Origin of the sequence: Burkholderia vietnamiensis LMG 10929 (assembly GCF_000959445.1) — a bacterium.
Taxonomy (GTDB): domain Bacteria; phylum Pseudomonadota; class Gammaproteobacteria; order Burkholderiales; family Burkholderiaceae; genus Burkholderia; species Burkholderia vietnamiensis.
Genome location: NZ_CP009631.1, coordinates 1698430 through 1724479 on the forward strand (window position 1 = coordinate 1698430; position 26050 = coordinate 1724479).

At 68.6% G+C, this 26050-nt stretch carries 27 protein-coding genes; 10 read left to right on the top strand and 17 right to left on the bottom strand.

Annotated elements, in window-relative coordinates:
• Positions 1 to 130: 130 nt before the first annotated feature.
• Entirely contained in the window at positions 131 to 1219 is a 1089-nt protein-coding gene (locus AK36_RS17725; RefSeq protein ID WP_045578908.1) for a glycosyltransferase family 9 protein, read from the top strand.
• Positions 1220 to 1501: 282 nt separating this feature from the next.
• A complete protein-coding gene (locus tag AK36_RS17730; RefSeq protein ID WP_045578909.1) occupies positions 1502 to 2680 on the top strand; it encodes a glycosyltransferase family 9 protein in 1179 nt (392 codons plus the stop codon).
• Positions 2681 to 2837: 157 nt separating this feature from the next.
• Here the strand turns inward: AK36_RS17730 and AK36_RS17735 are convergent, their stop codons facing one another.
• The 3 genes from AK36_RS17735 to AK36_RS17745 form a co-directional block, all read right to left on the bottom strand.
• Positions 2838 to 4121, bottom strand: a complete 1284-nt coding sequence (locus AK36_RS17735) for an O-antigen ligase family protein (RefSeq protein WP_011885595.1) — start codon at positions 4119 to 4121, stop codon at positions 2838 to 2840.
• 131 nt (positions 4122 to 4252) lie between these two features.
• Positions 4253 to 5095, bottom strand: a complete 843-nt coding sequence (locus tag AK36_RS17740; protein ID WP_011885594.1) for a glycosyltransferase family 2 protein — start codon at positions 5093 to 5095, stop codon at positions 4253 to 4255.
• A gap of 136 nt (positions 5096 to 5231) precedes the next feature.
• Positions 5232 to 5984, bottom strand: a complete 753-nt coding sequence (locus AK36_RS17745) for a glycosyltransferase family 2 protein (protein ID WP_045578910.1) — start codon at positions 5982 to 5984, stop codon at positions 5232 to 5234.
• Positions 5985 to 6191: 207 nt separating this feature from the next.
• Between AK36_RS17745 and msbA the strand changes: the two genes are divergently transcribed.
• Together msbA and AK36_RS17755 are read left to right on the top strand one after the other, a co-directional pair.
• Positions 6192 to 7943 carry a lipid A export permease/ATP-binding protein MsbA gene (gene msbA / locus AK36_RS17750; RefSeq protein ID WP_041493869.1) on the top strand — a complete coding sequence of 584 codons (1752 nt, stop codon included), beginning with the start codon at positions 6192 to 6194 and terminating at the stop codon, positions 7941 to 7943.
• 101 nt (positions 7944 to 8044) lie between these two features.
• On the top strand, positions 8045 to 8437 hold the full coding sequence (locus tag AK36_RS17755; protein ID WP_011885591.1) for an RcnB family protein: 393 nt from the start codon (positions 8045 to 8047) through the stop codon (positions 8435 to 8437).
• Positions 8438 to 8511: 74 nt separating this feature from the next.
• Here the strand turns inward: AK36_RS17755 and AK36_RS17760 are convergent, their stop codons facing one another.
• The 5 genes from AK36_RS17760 to AK36_RS31305 form a co-directional block, all read right to left on the bottom strand.
• The gene (locus AK36_RS17760; protein WP_014723395.1) at positions 8512 to 9075 is read right to left on the bottom strand and encodes an FUSC family protein; all 564 of its coding nucleotides are present in this window, start codon (positions 9073 to 9075) and stop codon (positions 8512 to 8514) included.
• 37 nt (positions 9076 to 9112) lie between these two features.
• Entirely contained in the window at positions 9113 to 10381 is a 1269-nt protein-coding gene (locus AK36_RS17765) for an MFS transporter (RefSeq protein WP_045578911.1), read from the bottom strand.
• Complete coding sequence (locus tag AK36_RS17770; protein WP_045578912.1) at positions 10378 to 11340, bottom strand: PRC-barrel domain-containing protein; 963 nt, start codon at positions 11338 to 11340, stop codon at positions 10378 to 10380. Before AK36_RS17770 ends, AK36_RS17765 begins: the two co-directional genes overlap by 4 nt.
• 267 nt (positions 11341 to 11607) lie before the next feature.
• The gene (locus tag AK36_RS17775) at positions 11608 to 11943 is read right to left on the bottom strand and encodes a YggL 50S ribosome-binding family protein (RefSeq protein ID WP_011885587.1); all 336 of its coding nucleotides are present in this window, start codon (positions 11941 to 11943) and stop codon (positions 11608 to 11610) included.
• Between the two features lie 266 nt (positions 11944 to 12209).
• Positions 12210 to 12620 (bottom strand): hypothetical protein, encoded by a 411-nt coding sequence (locus AK36_RS31305; protein WP_011885586.1) that lies wholly within the window; start codon positions 12618 to 12620, stop codon positions 12210 to 12212.
• Between the two features lie 94 nt (positions 12621 to 12714).
• On the opposite strand from AK36_RS31305, the gene AK36_RS17780 reads away from it, so the two are divergent.
• Positions 12715 to 13263, top strand: coding sequence for a pentapeptide repeat-containing protein (locus AK36_RS17780; RefSeq protein WP_045578913.1), 549 nt, complete (start codon positions 12715 to 12717; stop codon positions 13261 to 13263).
• Between the two features lie 45 nt (positions 13264 to 13308).
• Here the strand turns inward: AK36_RS17780 and rng are convergent, their stop codons facing one another.
• From rng to upp, 9 genes are all read right to left on the bottom strand, one after another.
• Positions 13309 to 14778, bottom strand: coding sequence for a ribonuclease G (gene rng, locus AK36_RS17785; RefSeq protein ID WP_011885582.1), 1470 nt, complete (start codon positions 14776 to 14778; stop codon positions 13309 to 13311).
• A gap of 8 nt (positions 14779 to 14786) precedes the next feature.
• The gene (locus AK36_RS17790; protein WP_045578914.1) at positions 14787 to 15419 is read right to left on the bottom strand and encodes a Maf family protein; all 633 of its coding nucleotides are present in this window, start codon (positions 15417 to 15419) and stop codon (positions 14787 to 14789) included.
• Between the two features lie 51 nt (positions 15420 to 15470).
• The gene (rlmH, locus tag AK36_RS17795) at positions 15471 to 15941 is read right to left on the bottom strand and encodes a 23S rRNA (pseudouridine(1915)-N(3))-methyltransferase RlmH (protein WP_011885580.1); all 471 of its coding nucleotides are present in this window, start codon (positions 15939 to 15941) and stop codon (positions 15471 to 15473) included.
• Between the two features lie 19 nt (positions 15942 to 15960).
• On the bottom strand, positions 15961 to 16407 hold the full coding sequence (gene rsfS / locus AK36_RS17800; protein WP_011885579.1) for a ribosome silencing factor: 447 nt from the start codon (positions 16405 to 16407) through the stop codon (positions 15961 to 15963).
• Between the two features lie 4 nt (positions 16408 to 16411).
• Entirely contained in the window at positions 16412 to 17131 is a 720-nt protein-coding gene (locus AK36_RS17805) for a nicotinate-nucleotide adenylyltransferase (RefSeq protein WP_080938685.1), read from the bottom strand.
• A 30-nt stretch (positions 17132 to 17161) separates the two neighbouring features.
• Positions 17162 to 18082: an oxygen-dependent coproporphyrinogen oxidase gene (gene hemF, locus AK36_RS17810; protein WP_014723389.1), complete on the bottom strand. Its 921-nt coding sequence runs from the start codon at positions 18080 to 18082 to the stop codon at positions 17162 to 17164.
• A gap of 118 nt (positions 18083 to 18200) precedes the next feature.
• Positions 18201 to 19478: a phosphoribosylamine--glycine ligase gene (gene purD, locus AK36_RS17815; RefSeq protein ID WP_011885576.1), complete on the bottom strand. Its 1278-nt coding sequence runs from the start codon at positions 19476 to 19478 to the stop codon at positions 18201 to 18203.
• A gap of 105 nt (positions 19479 to 19583) precedes the next feature.
• Positions 19584 to 20312, bottom strand: coding sequence for a YebC/PmpR family DNA-binding transcriptional regulator (locus AK36_RS17820; RefSeq protein ID WP_011885575.1), 729 nt, complete (start codon positions 20310 to 20312; stop codon positions 19584 to 19586).
• Positions 20313 to 20516: 204 nt separating this feature from the next.
• Positions 20517 to 21167: a uracil phosphoribosyltransferase gene (upp, locus tag AK36_RS17825; protein ID WP_011885574.1), complete on the bottom strand. Its 651-nt coding sequence runs from the start codon at positions 21165 to 21167 to the stop codon at positions 20517 to 20519.
• Positions 21168 to 21395: 228 nt separating this feature from the next.
• On the opposite strand from upp, the gene AK36_RS17830 reads away from it, so the two are divergent.
• The 5 genes from AK36_RS17830 (at position 21396) to kdpA (ending at position 26044) form a co-directional block, all read left to right on the top strand.
• Positions 21396 to 22175 (top strand): SDR family oxidoreductase, encoded by a 780-nt coding sequence (locus AK36_RS17830; protein ID WP_011885573.1) that lies wholly within the window; start codon positions 21396 to 21398, stop codon positions 22173 to 22175.
• Between the two features lie 52 nt (positions 22176 to 22227).
• Positions 22228 to 22620, top strand: coding sequence for a methylglyoxal synthase (locus tag AK36_RS17835; RefSeq protein ID WP_014723386.1), 393 nt, complete (start codon positions 22228 to 22230; stop codon positions 22618 to 22620).
• Positions 22621 to 22818: 198 nt separating this feature from the next.
• Positions 22819 to 23793: a quinone oxidoreductase family protein gene (locus AK36_RS17840; protein ID WP_045578915.1), complete on the top strand. Its 975-nt coding sequence runs from the start codon at positions 22819 to 22821 to the stop codon at positions 23791 to 23793.
• A 356-nt stretch (positions 23794 to 24149) separates the two neighbouring features.
• Positions 24150 to 24242: a K(+)-transporting ATPase subunit F gene (gene kdpF, locus AK36_RS17850; RefSeq protein ID WP_006752209.1), complete on the top strand. Its 93-nt coding sequence runs from the start codon at positions 24150 to 24152 to the stop codon at positions 24240 to 24242.
• The gene (gene kdpA, locus AK36_RS17855) at positions 24239 to 26044 is read left to right on the top strand and encodes a potassium-transporting ATPase subunit KdpA (RefSeq protein ID WP_011885570.1); all 1806 of its coding nucleotides are present in this window, start codon (positions 24239 to 24241) and stop codon (positions 26042 to 26044) included. Before kdpF ends, kdpA begins: the two co-directional genes overlap by 4 nt.
• Positions 26045 to 26050: the final 6 nt, after the last annotated feature.

Below are 26050 nucleotides of genomic sequence, written 5' to 3' on the forward strand. Positions count from 1 at the left end.
GGACGCTATACAATCGGTCGCTCGCCACCCAGCGGCGGCGCCGCGAGCCTTTGCGCCGCGCCAGGGGCAGCAGGTAGGGCGGGGGCTTCCTCCGGCCGTAACGATAAAAAACGACAGCTACATTACATCGATGGCCAACGGTAAGCCGAGGGGCCGGATCCTCGTGATCCGGATTGATTTTCTGGGCGACATGCTTTGCACGACCGCATTTCTGAGTGCCTTGAAGCAGCGCTGGCCCGAAGCGGAACTGCACGTGGTCGCGAACCGCTACAACGCGGCAGTCCTCGCCGGCAACCCGCATGTGCATACCGTCCATACCTACGTGTATAGCCGGCAATGCGAGCGCAACGATCGTCCTGGGCGCATGCGCGCGTTCGTCGACCGGCTGCGGCTCGTGCGCCGGCTGCGCCGCTTGCGGTTCGACCTCGTCGTCGTGCCCAATGGCGGCATGCACCGCAGCAGCATCCAGTTCGCGCGCCAGCTCGGCGCCAAGGACTGCCGCTGGCACGATGCGGACTCCGAATTCGACGATCGCAAGCCCGATCACGTCGCGACGCGGCCGATCGCCCATGAGGCACTGTCGGGCTTCCGGCTCGTGCCGGAACTCGGTCATACGAATCTCGACGGTCTCGCGCTGTCCGTTTATCCGGATCGTGCGCTGCAAGACACCTGGCATCGACTGCTCGGGCCGCGCGGCAAGCCGCGCGTCGGGCTGTTCGTGTCGAACAAGGCGGCGGAGCGCCGCTGGCCGGCCGACCGGTGGTGCGAGCTGGCGCGGCGGCTCGGCGCGATTGCCGATGTGATCGTGTTCCGCGATCCGGTCGTGTCGGCCGCCCACGATGCCGATGCGCACGCGTGGCGAGACGTGGACGCGCGGCACGTCGCGCCGCCGTCGGTCGCGGAGATGATGGCGGCGGCGAGCCTGCTCGACGTGATCGTGTCGGCCGACAGCGCACCGGTGCATCTGGCGTCGGCGCTCGGTGTGCCGGTCGCCGCGCTGTTCGAGGACCGTCCGGAGAAGTATCTGCGCTGGCATCCGGTCGGCGTGCCGCACATGATTCTGCGGGCCGGTGCGACGGTGGAAGCGATCGGCGTCGACACGCTGGAGCGTGCGGTGCGCCATCTGTTGACGCAGCCCGTGCAGATTGATGCAGCGCCGGAGCGTGCGCTGCCGCCGGGTGGCGCAACGGCTGAGTTTGCTCGCGCGTCGGCTTCGTAACGCGCGTTGCGCGGGTTTTGCGCCGCTGCGGGTGCAGGGTTTGCTGGCCGGCGCGGCGCATCGCGCTGCTTGCCGCACTCGGAACACCTTGGGCGGCTTGTGAAGCTTCGATGAGGCATGGCGTGGATGCGCCGGGTCGCGAGCCCCAAGCCCCAAGCCCCAAGCCCCAAGCCCGCACCGTGCCCAGATGTGATCGCCGTCCATCGCCAGTACGCCACGCCTGCCGCCGCAAAATCCTGTACATTGCGAGCCTTGTTCAGCCAGCTAGCCGGATCCATCGCCGTGGCCCTGTTTTCCTCCGCCCGCCCGCCCAGAACCATTCTCGTTGCCGCACCGCGCCGGATCGGCGACGTGCTGCTGACGACGCCGCTCGTGCGTTCGCTCAAGGCGCGCTGGCCCGACGCCCAAATCGACATGCTGGTGTTTCGCGGCACCGAAGGCGTGCTGGAGCACAACCCGGACGTGCGGCGTGTGATCGTCGTCGCCCAGCGCGCGCGGTTCAGCGAGCGGCTGCGCGACGCGCTGTCGATCTGGCGCCGCTACGATCTCGCCTGCGCGGCACTGAGTTCGGACCGCCCGCGCTTCTACAGCTGGTTTGCCGGCCGCAAGCGCGTTGGCCTCGTCGACCCGAATCGCGTCACGTGGCTCACGCGGATGATGCTCGACGGAATCGCGATCAATCACCACGAATCCGCGCACACGGTCGTCAGCACGCTCGCGCTCGCGCCGGTGATCGGCATCGAGCCGGTGTCGGAGGTCGTTGCGCCCGGAATCGGCGACGACCCGGCGCGGCGCGCGCGCTTCGATGCGTGGCTCGCGGAATCGCCGGCGATTCGCGACGGCAGGCCGCTCGTCGTGCTGCATCCGTATCCGATGTTCCGCTACAAACAATGGCGGCTCGACGGCTGGGTCGAGATGATCGACTGGCTGCGCGGGCAGGGATTCGCGGTCGCGCTGTCGGGCGGCCCGGCCGATCGCGAGCGCGAATATGCGGAGCAGGTCGCGGCCGAGGCGGGCGGCGACGTGCTGAATCTGGTCGGCCGCCTCACGTTCGGCGAGAGCGCGGAGCTGGTGCGGCGCGCACGCCTGTTCATCGGCCCCGATACCGGCGCGACGCACGTCGCGGCCGCGACGGGAACCGACACGATCGCGCTGTTCGGCCCGTCCGATCCGGTGCGCTGGGGGCCGTGGCCGCAGCACTGGCCGCCGACCGAAAATCCGTGGGCGTTGCGCGGCTCAGGCCGGCACGGCAACGTGTGGCTGCTGCAGGGCGAAGGTGATTGCGTGCCGTGCCGGCACGAGGGCTGCGAGCGTCACGTCGACAGCCGCAGCGACTGTCTCGCGAATCTCGGCGCGCAGCGCGTGAAGGCCGCGGCGGCCGAGATGCTCGGGCTGAATCCGCCGGACCCGGCGGGTGTGATCATCGATACGTCGCGGCTCGATCGGGCGCGTCGGGACTGACGCGTACCAGCCGCACGGTTTACAGAGCTGAATACGGGCGGCGACGCACGCGTGCCGCCGTACACGAGACGGTGCGGCAGGCGACTCTGTGACCGCCAGTCGCCAGTCGCCAACCGCCAACCGCCAACCGCCAACCGCCAACCGCCAACCGCCAGCCTCAGGCGCTGCGCCGCAGCGCCGCCGTCTCGCGCGGCAGCGTGTCGCTGCGCGCCGCGCCGCAGCCGAGCAGGATGCCGGCGAGCAGCACGAGCAGATGTCCTTCGGCGAAATCGAGCAGCAGCGAGTTCGCGAGACTGCCGATCGTGAAAATCGCGAGCCACGCGAGCAGCAGATGCTTCGAGCGCGGATCCAGCCCACGGCTGCCGCGCGCGATCTGCACGATCAGGTTCACGAACAGCAGCACGCCGATCGTGCCGAGCTGCACGGCCATTAACAGGTACTCGTTATGCGGATTCGACGTGAGCTGGCCTTCGGCGGCCGTTTTGCCGGCCGCGAGCTTCTGGAATTCGAACTCGAGGCCGCCGGCGCCGTAACCGATCACCGGACGCATCCGATACAGCTCGAGGCCCTTCTTGTACCACTCGAGACGCAGCCCCGTCGACGTCACGGCGTCGGTCTGCCGGTACTGCTGCACTTCGGAGACGACCTTCGTGAGCCGGCCGTTGTGCACGGTACAAGCAGCGGCGACGAGCGCGGCGCCCGCCAGCACCAGCGCGCCCGCGGCGAGGCTGGCGCGCAGCGGCGACTGGCGGCGCAACACCAGCACGAACCGCACGGCCACGACGAGGATCAGCAGCAGCGCGATCACCTGCCCGGTGCGGCCCTGAAGCATCACGAAGACGTTGATCAGCGACCACGCGGCCACGCCGGCGTAGGCCGCGCGCGCGAGCGCGCTGCGCGCCGACAGCGCGAGGTCGGCGGCCTGGTAGAACAGCAGCGCGCCGAACATCCCGGCCGCGATGTGGTTCTTGAACACCCACGCGCGCGACAGCGGCAGCTCGGTCGAATGCGCGGGCCCGATCGAAGTCAGCCCGAGATAGTTGGTCGTCGACAGCACCAGGATCACGCACAGCGTGCCGAACCACGCACGGCGCACGATCGGCGCCCAGTTCGAGTGGCGGAACGCGAGCGCGGCAAACGGCAGCAACAGCAACTTGTCGTACTTGGCGACCCAGTTCCACGCCTTCGGGTGCGGCGCGACCGTGTACGTGATGCTCGCGGCGAGCGCCGCAAGAATCAGCAGCGCCGCGAGCGACGCCGGCTCGGTGACGAACGAGCGCAGCTCGCGCCAGAATTCAGGAGAGATGACGAGCGCGGCCGCGAACAGTCCGCAGAACACGTTGGTCAGCGCGGTCGACACGGGCACCATGCAGAGCGCGATGACGGCGAAGGCGCGGGCGGCGGTGAGGCGCCGCGTGGCGGAGGCGGAAAACGAAAGCATCGGAACCTGTCGAATGAACGAATGCGGCGTGCGGGCGTCGCGCTGTTGCCGCGCGCTACGCCGGCACCCGGGGGCGAAGCGCGCAGTATACGCGAAGCCGCCCGGGCCTCAGCATCGTTGCCGGGGCCGACTCAGCTGAACGCGCGCTTGATCCGCGAGCGCAGCAGCGCACGCTTGAGCCGCCCTTCGACGGCCGGCGTGTCGAGGGCGACGCGCGAGCCGGCGGCTTCGCCGCGATGCAGGTAATAGCGGTCGAAGGTTGCCTGCGTCATGCCCCATTTGTTCAGGAACTGACGGCGCCCGTCGTTCTTGACGATCTTGCCGGTGCTCTTCTGCTGGAAGTGATAGACGAGGCTGTCGCCGACGCCGAGGAAGATCCGGCAGCCGGCATCCCAGAATTTCATCGAGAAGTCGTTGTCGCTGCTCATCCCGGGCGACAGCTCGCTGCTGTAGCCGCCGATGCGGTGCCACCAGTCGCGGTGCACGAGCGTCGGCGGCCACGTCGAGCCGAGCCAGTCGGCGCGGGCGAGTCGCGGCGCGGCCGCGACCAGCCCCGCCGCGTCGAAATGTTCGGCATCCCGGCCGAAATTGCTGACGACGACGCACGGATTGCGCGTGTCGACCGGCTCGACCATCGTGCCGGACAGCATGAACAGATCGGTCGGCATCTGCTCGATGCGGCGCACGAGCGCGGCGTCCCAGCCGGGGCAGCAGTACATGTCGTCGTTCATGTAGACGACGTAGTCGCGCGTCGCGCGCGCGGCGGCGAGGTTCACTGCGTGGCAGATGCCGATGTTGGCCGGCGACGCGGTGTGCTCGATGCCTTCGCTGCGCACCCAGTCGAGCGTGCCGTCCGAGCCGTCGTTCACGTGCACGATGATCTGGTGGTCGAACGCGGAATGGCGGCGCAGGCTGTCGACGACGAGCTTGAGGTACGGCAGGTTGTTCCAGGTCGGAATGATGATGGAGAACATGGCAGGTCGAGTCGGTGGTCGTCGTGTCGGCGGCGCGGGGCAGGGCTCGCGCCGCGCGGGCAGCCCGGCATTGTAACGCCGGGCCGGCCCGATTCCCGCACGCCGGCTCCCGCGGATGTCCGGCATGCGGCGGCGCTCAGCGCGCCGCTTCGTGGCCGAGCTTCAGGAACCGGTAGTACACCGTTTCCGCGTTGAAGACGGCGATCATGAAGCCCGCCCGGCCGTCGAGGAAGCCGCGCCGCAGCACGTAGGTGCGCACGAACGCCCATGCGCCGCGCGCAAGCGCCTTGCCGAAGCCGCCGCGCTGGCCGGCCGCGCGGCGCTGGCGCGCACCCGCGGTCGAATAGGCATCGAGCTTGCGCACGACCGTTTCGAAATCCTCGTACGAATAGTGCATCAGCTTGCCGGCCAGTCGCTGCGCGGGCGTGTCGAACACGAGCCGTTCGTGCACCAGATCGTCGGAAAAGCGCGCCATGCCGCGCCGGAACAGCCGCGGCACCCAGTCCGGATACCAGCCGCTGTGGCGGATCCACTGGCCGCAGAAGCTCGACAGCCGGTCGAGCGCATAGACCTGCGCGGCCGGCGCGCGGATCGCCGCGCGGATCGATTCGGCGAGTTCGGGGCTCACCACCTCGTCGGTGTCGAGCGACAGGATCCAGTCGGTGTCGAGCGCATCGAGCGCGCGGTTCTTCTGCGGACCGAAGCCCGGCCAGTCGCGCTCGACGATCACGCGCGCGCCGTGCGCGCGGGCGATCGCGACGGTATCGTCGGTGCTGCCGCCGTCGATCACGACGATGTCGTCGGCGAAGGTCAACGCGTCGAGGCATTGCGCGAGCCGCGCGGCCGCGTTGAGGGCGATGAGAGCGACGCCGAGGGTGGGTTCTGCCATGAAATCGTCGAAAGGGCGGAGAAAACGGTGAGCGGGAGTATACCCGCGCGTCGGCAGCGGCCGTGCCCGCGGGGGCGGTGCAGCTATAATGTTGGGCCTTTTTCGGCACCCGCCGGACGAGGCGAATCCCTGGCGCCGACGCGCCGGGCGCCGCGTCGCGGCTCAAGAAGGATTGCCTTGGAAACCCAGAACACTCTTCGCAAACCGATGGACGGCGCCAGCACGTCGCCGGTCACGGTCCTCAAGCGCCTGTGGCCGTACATCCGGCCGCTGATCGGCATCGTGGTGCTCGCCGTGATGACGATGGGCGTCGTCGCCGCCACCGAGGCCGGCATTCCGGCGCTGCTCAAGCCGCTGCTCGACCACGGGTTCGGTTCGCACGGCAGCGATCGCGCGAAATGGTACGTGCCGATCGCGGTGATCGGGCTCGCGCTCGTGCGCGGCGTGTCGCAGTACGCGTCCAATTACCTGCTCAACTACGTATCGAACCGCATCCTGCTGCAGCTGCGGCTCGAGATGTTCCAGCGGATGATCCACACGGGCGCGTCGTTCTTCCAGCGCGAGACCGCGAGCACCGTGATCAACGCGATCGTGTTCGAGGTCAACCAGATCCTGTCGGTGCTGACCGGCGTGATGGTCACGCTCGTGCGCGATTCGCTGACCGTCGTGTTCCTGCTCGGCTACCTGTTCATCCTGAACTGGCGGCTCACGCTGATCGTCGCGGTGATCCTGCCGGGCATCGGCTGGCTGGTCAGCAAGATCAATCGCCGCCTGCGCCGCCTGAACCGCGAGCACCAGACGCTGACCAACGAGCTGTCGTACATCGTCGAGGAGACGGTCGGCGGGTACAAGGTCGTCAAGGTGCACAACGGCGAAGCGTACGAACTCGACCGCTTCACCTCGATGAGCAAGCGCCTGCGCGGCTATGCGATGCGCATGACGATCTCCGGCGGCCTCGCGCAGCCGCTCACGCAATTCCTCGCGTCGATCGCGCTCGCGGTGGTGATCACGATCGCGGTCGTGCAGTCGACGAACGACCAGACGACGGTCGGCGGCTTCGTCGCGTTCGTCACGTCGATGCTGCTGGTGATTTCGCCGCTCAAGCATCTGATCGACGTGAACCAGCCGCTGCAGCGCGGCATGACCGCCGCCGAGCTGATCTTCGGGCTGATCGACGAGCCGGCCGAGCCGCAGGGCGGCGGCCGCGAGCTGCCGCATGCGCGCGGTGAGATCGAATTCCGCGACGTGTCGTTCGACTACGGCGCGGCCGAGCGGCCGACGCTCGACCGCATTTCGTTCAAGGTCGCGCCGGGCGAGATGATCGCGCTCGCGGGGCCGTCCGGCAGCGGCAAGACGACGCTCGTGAACCTGCTGCCGCGCTTCTTCGATCCGACCGGCGGCACGATCCTGGTCGACGGCGTGCCGGTCCGCGACTTCGACATCCACGCGCTGCGCGGGCAGATGGCGATGGTCAGCCAGGACGTGGTGCTGTTCAACGACACGATCGCCGCGAACGTCGCGTACGGGCAGACGCCGGACCGCGCGCGCGTCCAGGCCGCGCTCGAAGCCGCGAACCTCGCCGACGCGGTCGCCGCGATGCCGGACGGGCTCGACACGCTGGTCGGCGGCAACGGCATGCGCCTGTCGGGCGGCCAGCGGCAGCGGCTCGCGATCGCGCGCGCGATCTACAAGGACGCACCGATCCTGATCCTCGACGAGGCGACCTCCGCGCTCGACTCCGAATCCGAGCGTCACGTGCAAGCCGCGCTCGAACGGCTGATGGAAGGGCGCACGACGCTCGTGATCGCGCACCGGCTGTCGACCATCGAACGCGCGGACCGCATCCTCGTGCTCGAGGCCGGCAAGATCGTCGAGTCCGGCAGCCACGACGAATTGCTGCGTCACGGCGGGCTCTACGCGCATCTGCATCGAATCCAGTATCAGCAGCAGGCGGCCTGACGTTCGGCACATGCGCCGTGCGCCCCGCGTGCCATGTGCTAGCCTTGATCGTGCAGGTCCGGTTGTTTCCTGTTCGGCATGACGACACGGAGGGAAGAACGATGACGAAGATGCACGGGATGATGCTGGCCGCGCTGGTCGCGGCAGGTTTCGCGGCGCCGGCCGCGATGGCGCAAGGTCACGGCAACCAGGGCAACTACGGCGATCACGGCGGCCCCGGCATGCACCGCGGCCACGGCCCGAAGCACATGCCGCCCGGTCAGGCGATGCATCGCGACGACGACGTACCGCCGCGCTGGGCCGATCAGCCTCGCCGCGACTGGCACCGGGGCGACCGGCTGCCGCCCGAATTCCGCGATCGCCAGTACGTCGTCGACGATTGGCGCGGCTACCATCTGAGCGCGCCCCCGCGCGGCTATCAGTGGGTCGGCGTCGGCGGCGATTATCTGCTCGTGCAGATCGGCTCGGGCATCGTGTTGCGGGTCGGCCCCTAACCGTTTCGCCCGATCGCTGCCGCATCAGGCTGCCGGGGCCGGCGCCCCGGCAATCGCCTCGCGTGCGGCCGGCCCTAGCCCGCGGCGCGGCGAAACCAGCGTCGCTCGATCAGCGACATCGCCCAGCACACGCCCAGCGCGCACACGGTGCCCAGCGCCACTTCGCCTAGCCGCATCAGCGGAATGTCCCACAGCGGGCCGTTGCCCGGAAACAGCAGCACGATCGTCGCGGTCACGCCGCCGAGCCGTGCGGCACTCCCCACGTTCAGACACCAGCACACGACGATCGCAACGGCGACCGTGATCGCATACGCGAGCAGCCGGTCGCCGCCGAGCGCGGCGCCCGCGAAGCCCGTCAGGCCACCGATCATCGCGCCGATGAACTGGTCGCGCGACAGCGACATCGTGTCCGAGTAGTTGTGCTGCGTGACGGCGATCGCCGTAATGGCGGCCCACACGGCCTGCTCGGTGTGCAGCGCGCGGCCGATCGCGAAGGCGAGGCACGCGCTGCAGACGGCCTGCAGCGCCATCAGCGCGCCTTGCGCGAGCCGTTCGCCGAAGGTCAGCCCCTTGAGCAGATCGAAGATCGACTGCTGGATCTGCCGGCGGGCTTCGTTGAATGTCCTGATCGTATTCATCTGGTCGGTCGGGGAAACAGCGGACGGCAGCGCGGCGTCAGTGCGCCTGTTCGGGCGACGCGGGCGCCGGCTCGCCGACGTTCGCGTCGCCGTTTTCGACGCGCGTTTCCGGCATCGCGAGCCACACGAGCAGCACGGCCAGCGCGCCGGCCGCGGCCAGCCCGAAGAAGCTGACGGCGTTGCCGAAGTGATCGGCGACGTAGCCGGCCACTGCCGTGCTGAGCGTCGCGCCGATGCCGGCCGCGAGGCCGAACAACCCGATGCACAGGTTGTAGCGGCCCTTGCCGGCGGCGACGTCGGCCGCGATCAGCGGCAGCATCACGCCGAACACGGCCGCGCTGATGCCGTCGAGCATCTGCACCGGCACCAGCAGGTACGGGCTGCCCACGCCGGCAAACAGCAGCGCGCGCACCGGCAGCGCGGAGAAGCCGAGCAGCAGGATCGGCCGGCGGCCCCAGCGTTGCGCGGAGCGGCCGACCCACGGCGACAGCATCGCGACGATCGCCTGCGGCACGATGATGCACGCGGCGATCACGAGCTGCACGTTCTCGCCCATCCCGGCCGTGACTTCGCCGGCCGCCAGGTTCAGCATCGCCGCGTTCGACAGGTGGAACAGCACGACGCACGCCGCGAAGGTCAGCATCCGGCGATCGCGCAACAGCTCGAGCAGCGTCTCGCGATCCTCGCCTTCGTCGGCATCGTCGCGCTCGTCGGGCTTCGACGCATGCGGGATCACTTCGTGCGTCGGCTGGATCATCGCGAGCGCGAACAGCGCGGGCAACGCGAGCACCGCGGTCAGCCAGAACACCGCGCGCGCGGAGAAATACTCGCCGGTGAGCCCCATCAGGCCGGCGGCCACCGCGCTGCCGATCGAGGCCCAGCGCGCGTTGCGGCCGAGGCGGTCGCCGAGGTCGGCGCGGCCCACCAGCGAAAACGAAATCGCGGCCATCGCCGGCACCAGCATGCAGCTCGCGAAGCCGTGGAACACCTCGGCCGCGATCACCGGCACGATCGTCGGGCTCGACGCGAGCAGCACCGCGGACAGGATGATGGCCGCGATCGCCCATGCGGCCGCGCCTTTCTTGTTCTTCAGCGCATCGACCGCGGCGCCGCCCGGCACCTGGCTGACCATCGCGCTGATCGTGCCGATCGATAGCACCATGCCGATCTCGCCCTGCGTCCACTTGTGCGACGCGAGGTAGGACGCGATGAACGGCCCGAATCCGGTTTGAACGTTTGCAACGAAGAAGTTGAGCCAGTCGAGCGCCCGGAGGCTGCGCACGCTGACGGCATGCTTGATCGTCATCGGGCAGCACTCGCAGGCGAAGCCGGCGCGGCGGCAGGCGGTGGCGATACCACGACGATCGGCTTGTCGGCCGCATAGGGCGGCGCCGCCTTGATCTGCGCGTCGTTCAGGTCGAGCTGCGGATGCAGCGCCTTGTCGCGCGTGACGAAGCGCAGCGCGCCCCAGCTGGCCACAATCGAGCGTCGCTCGGTATTGACGAGGCCGCCGAGGTCGAGCACGACGGCCTGCGGCTGCGCGCCGCGGTCGATCAGCACGTCGATGACGCGGCCGATCTTCGTGCCGTTCGGGCGTTCGACGTCGCTGTCGAGCATCGGCAGTCGCGTCGCCGGCGACGCCGCGGCCGAGCCCGACAGCGGCACGGCCTTGGGCCGTGCGGCGGCCGGCAGTTCGCCCGCCGGCACGTCGAGCACGATCGGCTCCTGCTTGCCGCCCGGCGTGAAGCGGAACACGCTCCACGGGAAGCTGACCTTACGGTCGCCGATGCCCATGAAGCCCTGCAGATTGACGATCATCTCGCGCGGCTTGCCGCCCGCGTCGACGACCATGTCGACCGCGCGGCCGACCACCTTGCCGTTGCGGCGGGCGACTTCGCTGTCGAGCAGCGCGTGGATCTGCGAACGCTCGATCGGACGCGTTGCAACGAGCGGAGGCGGCGGTGGGGGCGGCGGCGTGGGCGATTCGGGGCGCTGCACGGGCTTCGGGCGCGTCACCTCGCGGTGCGGCTTTTTCGGCGCTTCCTGTCCTTCGGGCTGCACGAGCGGCGGGACGGGCGGCATCGTCAGCGGTTCGCCGGCGGTTTCGCCGATGGGCTCGACGAGCGCCTCGCTGATCGGGGCGGGCGGATTCTGCACGGGCAGCAGCCCGCAGCCGGACAGCAGTGCGGCGGCCGCGAGAGCGACCATGACCGTCGACGACGGGAACGACATGCGGGATGCGGGAAACGGAAGTCCGCCGCTCATTGACACTCACTCCATGGGTCGGGGGGCGGGCCGTCAGGCTCGCGTCTGGCGATGGATGGCGGGTGCGGGCGGCGCACCACGCGAGGTGAGAGTTTAACGTGTCTTCCTTTCAGCACCCGATTTCTGCCGAGGAATGGGAGCGGGGCGCGGGGATTGCGCCGAACGGCCGCAACGGGAAGGAGCGGGGAAGGGGGCGGAAACGCGCCTGACCGCGTGGCGGCGGACAGGCGGCGTCGGTGGTGGACGGGCCGGGCGGCCCCTGGAACGTCAGGCGTCCGGGTACCACGCGTCGCTGAATTCGCTGACCTGCACGTCGGTCAGCTCGGCGCGGGCGGCGAGCCATGCGCGCACGGTCTCGCGGTCGGCGTCGGTGGTCGTGCCGCGCGGCGCGCCGGAGATCACGTATGCGCCGATGCCTTCGTCGGCGGATGCGACGGTCAGCAGGCCGTTCGCTTCGACGAAGTCGATGAAGGCATCGATCAGCTGGCCGCGCTCGAGGTCGGACAGCTCGGTGCGGTATTGCGCGGTCGCGTTGAACGCGAGCTCCTGGAATTCGCCGATGTGGAGCTTCTTGCGTTGGCGGCGGTTGTGGCTTTTGCTCATGGTGTAGGTGCTGAGTGAATGCGGGGTGGAAAAGCGCAGCGCACCGGCGGGTGCGGAACGATTTGAGGCGTGCTGCCGTGATGCGAGATGATACGGGAAGGTTAGCGCTGCCGTCCGCGCCGCCAAAGGAGCATCGTCGGTTTACCTAAACAAACCTCAATATTTCGGGGCGGCCGCTGTTCGTCGATTGCGGATCGTCATCGGGCGGGCCCCATCGGGACTGATCGGGCGCTCCTGTCGTGCTCCGGCGCTCCGATCGGGCGATGCTACTTGCCGGTGCAGCATTTGTTCGGGCAATCGGGTTCAAACGAGATTTCTACGCGCCGCCCGTTGTCCACATCGCCGTGCGAATAGACTCGCGCACTCGTTTTGACGGTGCCACGCAGGAAGCCCAGTTGCTCGAGCAACGTTCGCCCTGCTTCCAGGCGAGACCGAGCAAGTTTCGATGCCTGGTGCTCGGCTTCTTCAGCGTGGCCGCTGACGAGTGTTGCTTCGTCAGTGGTGTGATTGGCGTAAGTGATCTGCTGATCGATTATCCAATTCGTCAGGCGAACGATCTCTGCATTCGGAACCGTCGAGCTGTTCGCGGGAAAATAAATATCGAAATTCTCGCTTGCGGTGCATGCAAATGAGGAATTGGATAGGGCGAGAAGTAGCGGGGTAAGATATTTATGCATTGTAGATTACATATCCTGCGATGCTGTCGGCATTGTTGATTGCCTGTTCCGGATTTTCGGTTCCAAGAGTCAAACACTTGTCCATGAAGTAGCGGTGATCTTTGGTTCCCATGGTGTCAAATTCGGATCGAGCGACGCCCGCGGCTCCAATTTCTCGGGCGCCCGATTCGTCGAATGCAATTTTTCTGCGACACGGCTCGACGACGCGCGTCTGGTCCGAACGTCGTTCGAGAACTGCGACCTGAGCGGCGTCGATTTCCGAGGGGCGAACCTGGAAGGCGTGGATTTTCACGGCGGCACGTTCTGGAGCGCACCCGACGGATCGGTGCTGGACCAAACGAAGTTCGACGACACGCCGGAGGCGCGCCGTACGATCGAACGGAGCACGATCGCGAGAAAGGACCGGATCGAATGGTGCCCGGTTGCCCCGCGCGCCGACGCAGAACCGGCTTCGCTCGTTTCACGCACGAGGCTGAAAGGCAGGCCGGGCGAAGTCGTGCCGCGGAGCGGCTGGTGGATCAGCCCGGCGCTCGGGAGCGAGCAGGGGCGGCGCTATTTCAGCGCCGGAGAGAAGTTTCCAGACATCGAGTCGACCAGCTGGGGGCGCGTGATCTGGAGTTACAACGCCGACGATCGACGTTGAGGTCGACGCGCGCCCGTCCCGGACGAGACGGGCGCGCCACCAGCGCTACATCAGCACGATGTCGTACTGCTCCTGACTCAGATTCGACTCGACCTGCAGCGACACCGGCTTGCCGATGAAGTCGATCAGCATCGCGAGATGCTGCGACTCCTCGTCGAGGAACAGGTCGATCACCTGCTGCGCGGCGATCACGCGGAATTCGCGCGGGTTGAACTGGCGCGACTCGCGCAGGATTTCGCGCAGCACGTCGTAGCACACGGTGCGCGCGGTCTTGACCTGCCCCTTGCCCTGACAGGTCGGGCAAGGCTCGCACAGCACGTGCGCGAGCGATTCGCGCGTGCGCTTGCGCGTCATCTCGACGAGCCCCAGCTGCGAGAAGCCGTTCACCGTCACGCGCGTGCGGTCGCGCGACAGCGCCTTCTTCAGCTCGGAGAGCACCGCGTCGCGATGCTCGGCGTTCTCCATGTCGATGAAGTCGATGATGATGATCCCGCCGAGGTTGCGCAGCCGCAGCTGGCGCGCGATCGTGTGCGCCGCCTCGAGGTTGGTCTTGAAGATCGTGTCGTCGAAGTTGCGCGCGCCGACGTAGCCGCCGGTGTTCACGTCGATCGTCGTCATCGCCTCGGTCTGGTCGATCATCAGATAACCGCCCGACTTCAGGTCGACGCGGCGCGACAGCGCGCGCTGGATCTCCGTCTCGATGTTGTACAGGTCGAACAGCGGCCGCTCGCCGGTGTAGTGATGCAGCTTCGGGCTCACCGCCGGCGTGAACTCGGCCGCGAATTCCGCGAGGCGCTGGTACGTCTCGCGCGAATCGACCTGGATGCGCGTCGTCTGGTCGTTCGCGAAATCGCGCAGCACGCGCTGCGCGAGATCGAGATCCTGGTACAGCAGGCTCGTCGCCGGCAGCCGCTGCGCCTGCGCGACGATCGTCGCCCAGGTCTTGCGCAGATACGCGACGTCGCCGGCGAGCTCCTCGGAGCTCGCATCCTCGGCGATCGTGCGCACGATGTAGCCGCCTTTCTCGTCCGGCGGAACCACGGCGGTCAGCCGCGCACGCACGGCCTCGCGCTCGGCCTCGCTCTCGATCTTCTGCGAGATGCCGATGTGCGGCTCCTGCGGCAGGTAGACGAGCGTGCGGCCCGCGATGCTCACCTGCGTCGACAGGCGCGCGCCCTTCGTGCCGATCGGGTCCTTGATCACCTGGACCATCAGCGTCTGACCTTCGAACACGATCTTCTCGATCGGCTGGTGCGGCGCGCCCGACTGCGGCTCGCCCGCGAGCCGCGGATGCCAGATGTCCGCGACGTGCAGGAACGCCGCGCGTTCCAGGCCGATGTCGATGAACGCCGACTGCATGCCGGGCAGCACGCGCACGACCTTGCCGAGATAGATGTTGCCGACCCGCCCGCGCGACAGCGTGCGCTCGACGTGAAGCTCCTGCACCGCGCCTTGCTGCACGAGTGCGACCCGCGTTTCCTGCGGCGTGAGGTTGATCAGGATTTCTTCGTTCATGGTGGGATTCAGAAGGCGACGCGCGCGGCACGGAGCAACGCGGCTGTCTCAAAAAGGGGCAGACCCATGATACCCGAATGGGAACCGGCGATTCGCTCGACGAATTCGGCCGCACGGCCCTGGATCGCATATGCGCCCGCCTTGCCGAACGGTTCGCCGGTTTCGACGTAGCGCTCGAACGCGTCGCGCGGCGCGGCCGCGAAGCGCACCGACGAGCGCGACAGCGCCGGCGGCAGCAGCGCGCCGTCGGCGCCGATCACCGCGACGGCCGTCAGCACTTCGTGTTCGCGGCCGGCGAGACGCGTCAGCATCGCGAGCGCGTCGTCGGCATCGGCCGGCTTGCCGAGGATCGCGCCGTCGATCGTCACCGTGGTGTCGGCGACGAGCACGGGCGCGGCCGGCTTGCCGCTCGCGACGAGCCGCGCACGCGCGGCCTCGGCCTTCGCGACCGTCACGCGCTGCACGTACGCGTCGGCCGCTTCACCGGCGAGTTCGGCTTCGAGCGCCTCGGCGTCTTCGTCGGGGCGCGGCAGCAGCAATTCGAAGCGCACGCCGATCTGCTGCAGCAGCTCCTGGCGGCGCGGGCTTTGGGATGCGAGGTAAAGGATCGGGAAAACTGCGGGGGACGTGCTGGACGGCATGGTGTCGTTATCTCGGTGAACGCGCGCGGCGCGCGTCCCGAGGACGACGCGTCATGCGCGGTGGTAGGGGTGATTCTGCGTGATGCTCCACGCGCGGTAAAGCTGTTCGGCAAGCAGCACGCGCACCATCCCGTGCGGCAGCGTCATGCTGGAGATGCGCAGCAGCAGATCGGCGCGCGCCTTCAGTTCCGGATCGAGCCCGTCGGCGCCGCCGATCACGAACGCGACGTCACGGCCGTCCTGCTGCCAGCCGGGCAGCGCCTGCGCGAGCTGCATCGTGGTCCAGTCGCGGCCGCGCTCGTCGAGCGCGACGATGCGCGCGCCCTTCGGCAGCGCGGCCTCGATCTTCTGCCGCTCGGCCGCCATCACGCTTTCCGCGCTGCGGCCGCCCGAACGCAGTTCGGGCTTGATCTCGCGCAGCTCGATGCGCAACTCCGGCGGCATCCGCTTCGTGTACTCGTCGAAGCCGGACGCGATCCAGCCGGGCATCTTGTGGCCGACAGCGAGGATGTAAAGCTTCATCGAAACGACCGACTGCGACTCAGCGGCGGCGGGCCGCCGTCTTGCGCGCCGGACGGGCGGGCGCTTCCTCTTCCTCGTCGTCGCCTTCGCTCGCGGTCGCGAAGCCGCTCTGGCCCTTGTCGCCGCCGAGCTTCATCCGCACCGGCTTGTCGCCCCAGATTTCCTCGAGGTTGTAGTACTGGCGCAGCGCGGGCTGCAGGATGTGGACGACCGCGTCGCCGCAATCGACCAGCACCCATTCGCCGGTGTCCTCGCCCTCGGAGCTGACGATCTCGCCGCCGGCTTCCTTGACCTTGTCGCGCACGCTCGAGGCGAGCGCCTTGGTCTGGCGGTTCGACGTGCCCGACGCGACGATCACGCGGTCGAACAGTTCGGTCAGATGGCTGGTGTTGAACACCTTGATGTCTTGCGCCTTGATGTCTTCGAGAGCGTCGACGATCACGCGCTGCAGTTTGCGGATATCCATGGAATCAGGAATGGTAGAGACGATGTTGAAGAATATAGGCCCAGACGGCGGCCGGCACATGCTCGGCCGACGCGTCGGGCATTTGCGCATGACGCGCGATGCATTCGCGCAGGTGCGCACGGATGTCGGTTGCGGCGATATCGAACGCGAGCGTCGTATCGATCAGCAGACGCCCGGATGGCGTCGCCTTCAGCTGCTCGGCATCGGCCCGACGCCGCGCGATTTCGCGTGCGACGTCGGCCGACGCCGCGCCGAGGTCGAAGCCGGGGCGCGTCGACGCGCACACGTGCGCGTAGTCGAACAGCTTGCGCCAGTCGCGCCAGGTGTCGAGGCGCACGAGTTGGTCGGCGCCGATCAGCAGCGACAGCGATGCATCGGGGCCGATGCGCTCGCGCCAGCGCGCGAGCGTCTCGACCGTGTAGGTCGGCCCGGCGTGCTCGATCTCGTCGGTCGCGACGGTGACCGCGACGCCCGGCAGCGCCAGCGAGCCGGCCGCGGCGCGGGTCATCGCGAGCCGATGCTCGGCGGCCGACACGTCGCGCTTCTGATACGGTTGGCCGGCTGGCAGCAGCACGAGCTCGGTCAGCTGCAGCACGTCGGCGAACCGGCGCGCGAGTGCGAGATGGCCATCGTGGATCGGATCGAACGTGCCGCCGAGCAGGCCGATACGTTGTGACGGCGGGTGCGACGGCAGCTGCGGGGCGGGGCGGGCGGAGGTGTCCAGAAAAACGTGTCCTGTCGTTGAGGCGGCCGGTCAGACCCAGTCGCGCGGCACGAGGAATTCCGCGAGACGCGCTTCCGCCGAGCCGGGCGCCGGTTGCCAGTCGTAGCGCCAGGTGGCCACCGGCGGCATCGACATCAGGATCGACTCGGTCCGGCCGCCGCTTTGCAGCCCGAACAGCGTGCCGCGGTCGAACACCAGGTTGAATTCGACGTAGCGGCCGCGCCGGTACGCCTGGAACTCGCGCTCGTGCTCGCCGTACGGCAGCGCCGCGCGGCGCTCGACGATCGGCAGATACGCGTTCAGGAACGCGTCGCCGACGCTTTGCATCATCTCAAACGAGCGTTCGAAACCGGGTTCCGAGAAATCGTCGAAGAAGATCCCGCCGATGCCGCGCGTCTCGTTGCGGTGCTTCAGGAAGAAGTACTCGTCGCACCAGGTCTTGAAGCGCGGGTAGAGCTCGGCGCCGAACGGGTCGAGCGCGGCCTTGCAGGTCTGGTGGAAATGCCGCGCGTCGTCCTCGAACGGATAAACCGGTGTCAGATCCATGCCGCCGCCGAACCAGAAGACCGGCGCTTCGCCGGGCTTCGTCGCGATCAGCATGCGCACGTTCATGTGGACGGTCGGGCAGTACGGGTTGCGCGGGTGCAGCACCAGCGACACGCCGAGCGCCTCGAAGCCGCGGCCGGCCAGCTGCGGGCGCGCGGCGCTCGCCGACGGCGGCAGCGCATCGCCCGCGACGTCGGAAAAACCGATGCCCGCGCGCTCGAACACGCGGCCGCCTTCGAGAATCCGCGTGCAGCCGCCGCCGCGCAGCCGCTCTTCAGGGCCGCGCTGCCACGCGTCGGTCGCGAGCGGCGTGCCGTCGAGCGCGCCGAGCGCGTCGGCGATGCGTGTCTGCAGGCCCTGGAGATACGTGCGCACGCGCGCTACGTCGTAGGTCGAATCGGTCATGTCTGGACTGGGCGCTCCCGCCGCAGGCGGGAGTCGCAAAAAAGGACGTCTGCCGGCCATTCTAGCGAACCCGGCAGCAGGGGCCGCCGGCTGCTCGCGCGGCGCGGCGGTGGCGGCATCACGTGCTCTTGCGGTTCAGCGCGCGAAAGCCGATGTCGCGGCGGTACTGCATGCCTTCGAAATTGATCTGGTTGATCGCGTCGTACGCATGCTGCTGCGCTTCGCGCACCGAATCGGCGAGGCCGACCACGCACAGCACGCGGCCGCCGGACGTGACGAGCTTGTCGCCGTCGAGCGTCGTGCCCGCATGGAACGTCACCGCCTGCTCGGTTTCGGCCGGGATGCCGTTGATGCGGTCGCCCTTGCGCGGCGCGTCCGGATAGCCGTGCGCGGCGAGCACCACGCCGAGCGCGGTGCGGCGATCCCAGTCGAGCTCGACCGTGTCGAGCGTGCCCGCGATCGCCTGTTCGACGACCTTCGAGAAATCGCTCTTCAGGCGCGCCATGATCGGCTGCGTCTCGGGGTCGCCCATCCGGCAGTTGAATTCGAGCGTGCGCGGATTGCCGTCCTTGTCGATCATCAGGCCCGCATACAGGAAGCCCGTGAAGCGGATGCCGTCCTTCTCCATGCCGCGCACCGTCGGCATGATGATCTCGCGCATCACGCGCGCATGCATTTGCGGCGTGACGATCGGCGCGGGCGAATACGCGCCCATGCCGCCCGTGTTCGGGCCGCGGTCCTCGTCGAGCAGGCGCTTGTGGTCCTGGCTGGACGCGAGCGCGAGCGCATGCTTGCCGTCGACCATCACGATGAAGCTCGCTTCCTCGCCGTCGAGGAATTCCTCGATCACGACGCGCGCGCCCGCATCGCCGAGCTTGTTGCCCGACAGCATCATGTCGACTGCCGCGTGCGCCTCTTCCAGCGTCATCGCGACGACCACGCCCTTGCCGGCCGCGAGGCCGTCGGCCTTCACGACGATCGGCGCGCCCTTGGCGTCGAGGTACGCGTGCGCGGCGGCTGCATCGGAGAAGGTTTCGTAGTCGGCGGTCGGAATGCCGTGGCGCTTCATGAACGCCTTCGCGAAATCCTTCGAGCTTTCGAGCTGCGCGGCTTCGCGGGTCGGGCCGAACACCTTCAGGCCGCGCGCGCGGAACAGGTTGACGATGCCGGCCGCGAGCGGCGCTTCCGGCCCCACCAGCGTGAACGCGACGCCTTCGCTTTCCGCGAAATCGGCCAGTGCGTCGAGCGACGTGATGTCGACGTTCTTCAGACGCTCGTCCTGCGCCGTGCCGCCATTGCCGGGCGCGACGTAGACCATCTGGACGCGCGGCGATTGCGCGAGCTTCCACGCCAGCGCATGTTCGCGGCCGCCGGAACCGACGACGAGTAGTTTCATGGGATTCCCCGCAGACTAGAAAACAGGGCGGCCGGCACGCTCAGGCGCGCCGGCCGCGAAATCGGTCGGGCCGCCGTCGCCACGAGGCGCACGGCGGCCGGCATCTCATTCCTCGACGATGACGGCGTTCGTATACACCTCCTGCACGTCGTCGAGGTTCTCGAGCGCGTCCAGGAGCTTCTGCATCTTCGCCGCATCGTCGCCGGTGAATTCGACTTCGTTCTGCGGCTTCATCGTCACTTCGGCGAGTTCGGCCTTGAAGCCGGCGGCTTCGAGCGCATCCTTCACCGCCGAGAACGCCTGCCAGTCGCACAGCACTTCGATCGAGCCGTCGTCGTTGGTGCTGACGTCGTCCGCGCCGGCCTCGAGCGCCGCTTCCATCAGCGCATCTTCCGACGTGCCGGGCGCGAACAGGAACTGGCCCACGTGATCGAACATGAACGCGACCGAGCCGTCGGTGCCCATGTTGCCGCCGAACTTCGAGAACGCGTGGCGGACTTCGGCGACCGTGCGCGTGCGGTTGTCGGTCAGCGTGTCGACGATGATCGCCGCGCCGTTGATGCCGTAGCCTTCGTAACGGATTTCTTCGTAGTTCGCGCCGTCCGCGCCGCCGACGCCGCGGTCGATCGCGCGCTTGACGTTGTCCTTCGGCATGTTCGCGTCGGCCGCCTTGTCGACCGCGAGACGCAGCCGCGGGTTCGAGCTCGCGTCGCCGCCGCCGAGGCGCGCCGCGACCTGGATTTCCTTGATCAGGCGGGTCCAGATCTTGCCGCGCTTCGCGTCGGCCGCTGCCTTCTTATGCTTGATGTTGGCCCATTTCGAATGACCAGCCATACCTTTCTCCGTGCCCGGGCGCGTGGCGCGGGCGATTGTGCCAATGTGTCGTTGAATCGGCGGCCGTATCGGCGGGCGTGATGCCGCGGGGCCGCGCGTGTCGAGTGGAACGGGATTTTATCACGCGCAGACCGTCGCTTCGGGGCCGCCGCGCTTGGCCGAACGGCCGGCGCGGGGCCGTGCGGCCCCGTGCGGCAATGCGGGTCAGTTCTTGGTGCCGAACAGGCGGTCGCCCGCGTCGCCGAGGCCCGGCACGATGTACGCGTGCTCGTTCAGGTGCGAATCGAGCGACGCGACGTACAGCTTCACGTCCGGATGGGCGTCCTGGAACACCTGCACGCCCTCGGGCGCGGCGACCAGCGCGACGAAAACGATGTTCGCGGCCGGCACGTTGCGGCGCTTGAGCACGTCCACCGCATGCACGGCCGAATAGCCGGTCGCGACCATCGGGTCGCACAGGATGAACACGCGGTCTTCCAGGTCGGGCAGGCGCACCAGGTATTCGACCGGGCGGTGGTCGTCGGCGCGGTACACGCCGATGTGGCCGACGCGCGCCGACGGCACGAGGTCGAGCAGGCCGTCCGACATCCCGATGCCGGCCCGCAGCACCGGCACGATCGCGAGCTTCTTGCCCGCGATCACCGGCGCGTCGACCTCGACGAGCGGCGTGGCGACGCGCCTGGTCGTGATCGGCAGGTTGCGGGTGATCTCGTAGCCCATCAGCAGCGTGATCTCGCGCAGCAGCTCGCGGAACGTGCGCGTCGACGTGTCCTTGTCGCGCATGTGGGTCAGCTTGTGCTGGATCAGCGGGTGATCGAGGATGAAGAGATTCGGGAAACGGCTGTCCTGTTTCATGACGGGGTGCCTTGACGGCAAAAGGGAATGGGGGGCGAAGCCGGCGCCGGGCCGGCCGTCGCCGATGGCCGCAATTTTACCAAGGCGGGCCAGCCGATCCGGATATTATCGACGTCTCACGACAATCCGCGCGCCGCACCGGCCGGCGCCCGCCCGTTCGCGACCGTTCGCCGGTCCGGCGCCGCGGGCCGGCCTACCGCGGCGTGCGTCGCCATGAAGGAATCGACGATGGATCTCGGCATCGCAGGAAAGACCGCGCTCGTCTGCGCGGCGAGCAAGGGCCTCGGGCGCGGCTGCGCGGAAGCGCTGGCCGCCGAAGGCGTGAACCTCGTGATCGTCGCGCGCACGCGCGACACGCTCGAGCGAACCGCGGACGAGATCCGCGCGGCGTCGAACGTGTCGGTCGCCACGGTCGCGTGCGACATCACGACGCCCGACGGCCGCGCGGCCGCGCTCGCCGCGTGCCCGCAGCCGGACATTCTCGTGAACAATGCCGGCGGCCCGCCGCCCGGCGACTTCCGCGACTTCTCGCACGACGACTGGATCCGCGCGCTCGAGTCGAACATGCTGACGCCGATCGAACTGATCCGCGCGACCGTCGACGGGATGATCGCGCGCGGCTTCGGCCGCATCGTCAACATCACCAGCTCGGCCGTGAAGGCGCCGATCGACGTGCTCGCGCTGTCCAACGGCGCGCGCTCGGGGCTGACCGGCTTCGTCGCGGGCCTCGCGCGCAAGGTGGTCGGGCAGGGCGTGACGATCAACAACCTGCTGCCGGGGCTGTTCGACACCGACCGGATCGCGACCACGCTTGCCGCGGCGGCGAACGCGCAGGGCGTGACGGTCGACGAGCTGCGCGCGCGCCGCACGCGGGACATCCCGGCCGGGCGGCTCGGCACGCGCGCCGAATTCGGCGCGGCATGCGCGTTCCTGTGCAGCGTGCATGCCGGCTACATCACGGGCCAGAACTGGCTGCTCGACGGCGGCGCCTATCCGGGCACGTTCTGAGCCGCCGCGCCGCTTCCCCCACGACGACAACCGTACCAAGAAGGAATCGCAGATGAGCAAACCCCGCATCGCATTGATCGCGCACGACGCGAAGAAGGACGAGATCGTCGCGCTCGCGGGCCAGTACCGCGACACGCTCGCGCAATGCCGGCTGGTCGCGACGGGCACGACCGGCGGGCGCATCGCGGCCGCGCACGGGCTCGAGGTCGAGCGCAAGCTGTCGGGGCCGCTCGGCGGCGATCTCCAGATCGGCGCCGAGCTGGCCGACGGCCGCGTCGACGTCGTCGTGTTCCTGCGCGACCCGATGACCGCGCAGCCGCACGATCCCGATATCACCGCGCTGGTGCGCGCGTGCGACGTGCACGACGTGCCGGTCGCGACCAACGTCGCCACCGCGCGGATGCTGCTCGACGATCTGGCGCGCAACATGCAGGACGTCTGCTAGGCCCGCTTGCCCCTGCTCGCGGCAGGGCCGTGCGCTGCGCGCGGCGACGCGCGAGAATCGGGCGTCAGGCGTCAGGCGTCAGGCGTCGGGCGTCGGACTGCGCGACGGCCGCCGGCGCGTGCCTGCACCGGCCGTCGCCGGCCCGCGCGGCGGCGCGCGAACCTTCCCTTCAAGCATTCACCAACGAGGAGCGAAACGATGCCGAAAGCAATCCGATACGACCAGCCGGGCGGCCCGGAGGTGATGAAGTGGGTCGATGTCGAAGTCGGCGAGCCGAAGGCGGGCGAGGTCCGCATCCGGCAGCACGCGGTCGGCCTCAACTACATCGACGTGTATTTCCGCACGGGCCTCTATCCGCAACCGCTGCCCGGCGGCCTCGGCATGGAGGCGGCCGGCGAAGTGACGGCCGTCGGCGAGGGCGTGAGCGCGCTCAAGGCCGGCGACCGCGTCGCCTACGTCGGCCAGCCGCCCGGCGCGTATGCGCAGGAGCGCGTGATGCCGGCCGAGCGGCTCGTGAAGCTGCCCGACGCGCTCGGCTACGACGACGCGGCGTCGGTGATGCTCCAGGGGCTCACCGCCCACTACCTGCTGCGCCGCACCTATCCGGTGAAGGCCGGCGACACCATCCTGATCCATGCGGCGGCCGGCGGGGTCGGGCTGCTCGTGTGCCAGTGGGCGAAGGCGCTCGGCGCGACCGTGATCGGCACGGTCGGCTCCGACGAGAAGGCCGCGCTGGCGAGCGCGCACGGCTGCGATCATCCGATCGTCTACACGCGCGAGAACTTCACGCAGCGCGTGAAGGAGATCACCAATGGCGCGGGCGTGCCGGTGGTCTACGACTCGATCGGCAAGGACACCTACATCGGCTCGCTCGACTGCCTCGCGCCGCTCGGCTACTTCGTCAGCTTCGGCAATGCGTCGGGGCCGCTGCCGCCGATCGACTCGAAGGAATTCTCGTCGCGCGGCTCGCTGTTCTTCACGCGCCCGACGCTGTTCTCGTACATCGCGAAGCGCGCCGATCTCGAAGCCGCGGCCGCCGAGCTGTTCGACGTGATCCTGTCGGGCAAGGTGAAGACCAGCATCAACCAGCGCTATCCGCTCGCGGAAGTCGGCCGCGCGCACGCCGACCTCGAGTCGCGCAAGACCACCGGCTCGACCGTCCTCGTGCCGTGACGCCGCGCCTGCGTGCCGGCGCTGCGCCGGCACGCAGCGTGGCGACGCCGGCGGCGGCCGAACGTGCGGCCGCCGGCGCCTCTTCGATTCCCTCGCTCCCGCGCGCCGGCCATCTCGCCGCTGCTGCGCCGGCCGCTCGCCGCGCGCCGCGTTTACGCGTTTTTTATACCGCCCCGATCACCTTTGACCCGTCCTTTACGCACGTTCCCATAAGGTTCTAGTCGTCCGATTACGACGACGGAGAACACAAAAATGGATGGGGTTTTCATCGGCGCACTGGTGCTGTTCACCGCGCTGATCCTCGGCTTGCTTGCCGGTTGCGAGAAGCTCGCGCAATCCGGCCGCGGGGGACGCGCATGACCTGGATGCTTTGGCTCGCGGGCGCCTCGACGGCCCTGCTGTTCGCGTATCTCGTGTTCGCGCTGCTGCGCGCGGAGGACATCGAATGAACGCGAACGACGTGTTTCAGATCGCGCTGTTCATCGTCGTGCTGCTCGCGGCCGCGGTGCCGGTCGCGCGTTACCTGACGGGCGTGATGGACGGCAGCTCGCGCGTGGTGCGCGTGTTCGGGCCGCTCGAGCGCGCGCTGTACCGCATCGCCGGCGTCGATGCGGGCACCGAGATGAACTGGAAGCAGTACGCGCTCGCGACGATCGCGTTCAACGCGCTCGGCGCGCTGTTCCTGTACGGGCTGCTGCGGCTGCAGGGCGTCCTGCCCGGCAATCCGCAGCAGTTCGGCGCGATGACGGCCGACGGCGCGTTCAACACCGCGGTCAGCTTCGTCACCAACACCAACTGGCAGGACTACACGCCCGAGCAGACCGTCAGCTATCTGACGCAGATGCTCGGCATGACCGTGCAGAACTTCCTGTCGGCCGCGACCGGGATCGTCGTCGTGATCGCGCTGATCCGCGGCTTCGCGCGCCATACGGCGCAGACGATCGGCAACTTCTGGGTCGACCTCACGCGCGTGACGCTGTACGTGCTCGTGCCGATGGCCGCGCTGGTCGCCGCGCTGCTGATGAGCCAGGGCGTGATCCAGAACATGAAGGCGTACCAGGACGTGCCGGTGCTGCAGGCGAGCACCTATGCGGCGCCGAAGCTCGACGCGCAGGGCAACGCGGTGAAGGACGACCACGGCAATCCGGTCACGGTGCCGACTCCGCTTGTCAAGCAGACGCTCGCGATGGGACCGGTCGCGTCGCAGGAAGCGATCAAGATGCTCGGCACCAACGGCGGCGGCTTCTTCAACGCGAACTCCGCGCATCCGTACGAGAACCCGACGCCGTTCGCGAACTTCGTGCAGATCTTCTCGATCCTGATCATCCCGGCCGCGCTGGCGCTGGTGTTCGGCCACATGATCGGCGATCGCCGGCAGGGTATCGCGGTGCTCGCGGCGATGACGGTCGCGTTCGCGATCGCGCTCGGCGTCGAGGTGAGCGCCGAGCAGGCCGGCAATCCGACGCTCGCGGCGCTGCACGTCGACCAGCAGGCGAGCGCGCTGCAGCCGGGCGGCAACATGGAAGGCAAGGAGACGCGCTTCGGCATCGCGCAGACGGGCATCTTCACGGTCGCGACCACCGCCGCGTCGTGCGGCGCAGTCGACACGATGCACGATTCGCTGACGCCGCTCGGCGGCCTCGTGCCGATGCTGCTGATGCAGCTCGGCGAGGTGATCTACGGCGGCGTCGGCTCCGGCCTTTACGGGATGCTCGTGTTCGCGCTGCTGGCGGTGTTCGTCGCGGGCCTGATGATCGGCCGCACGCCCGAATACGTCGGCAAGAAGATCGAGTCGTACGAGATGAAGATGGTGTCGATCGTCGTGCTGCTCACGCCGCTGCTCGTGCTGGTCGGCACGTCGATCGCGGTGCTCGCCGACGCCGGTCGGGCCGGCATCGCGAACCCCGGCCCGCACGGCTTCTCGGAGATCCTGTACGCGTTCAGCTCGGCGGCGAACAACAACGGCAGCGCGTTCGCGGGCCTGACGGTCGGCACGCCGTTCTACAACTGGACGACCGCCATCGCGATGTGGTTCGGCCGCTTCGGCACGATCGTGCCGGTGCTGGCGATCGCCGGCTCGCTCGCCGCGAAGAAGCGCATCGCCGCGACGAGCGGCACGCTGCCCACGCATGGGCCGCTGTTCGTCGTGCTGCTGCTCGGCACCGTGCTGCTGGTGGGCGCGCTGACCTACGTGCCGGCGCTCGCGCTCGGGCCGGGCGTCGAGCACCTGATGATGTGGCTGGGCGCGTGACGCGCG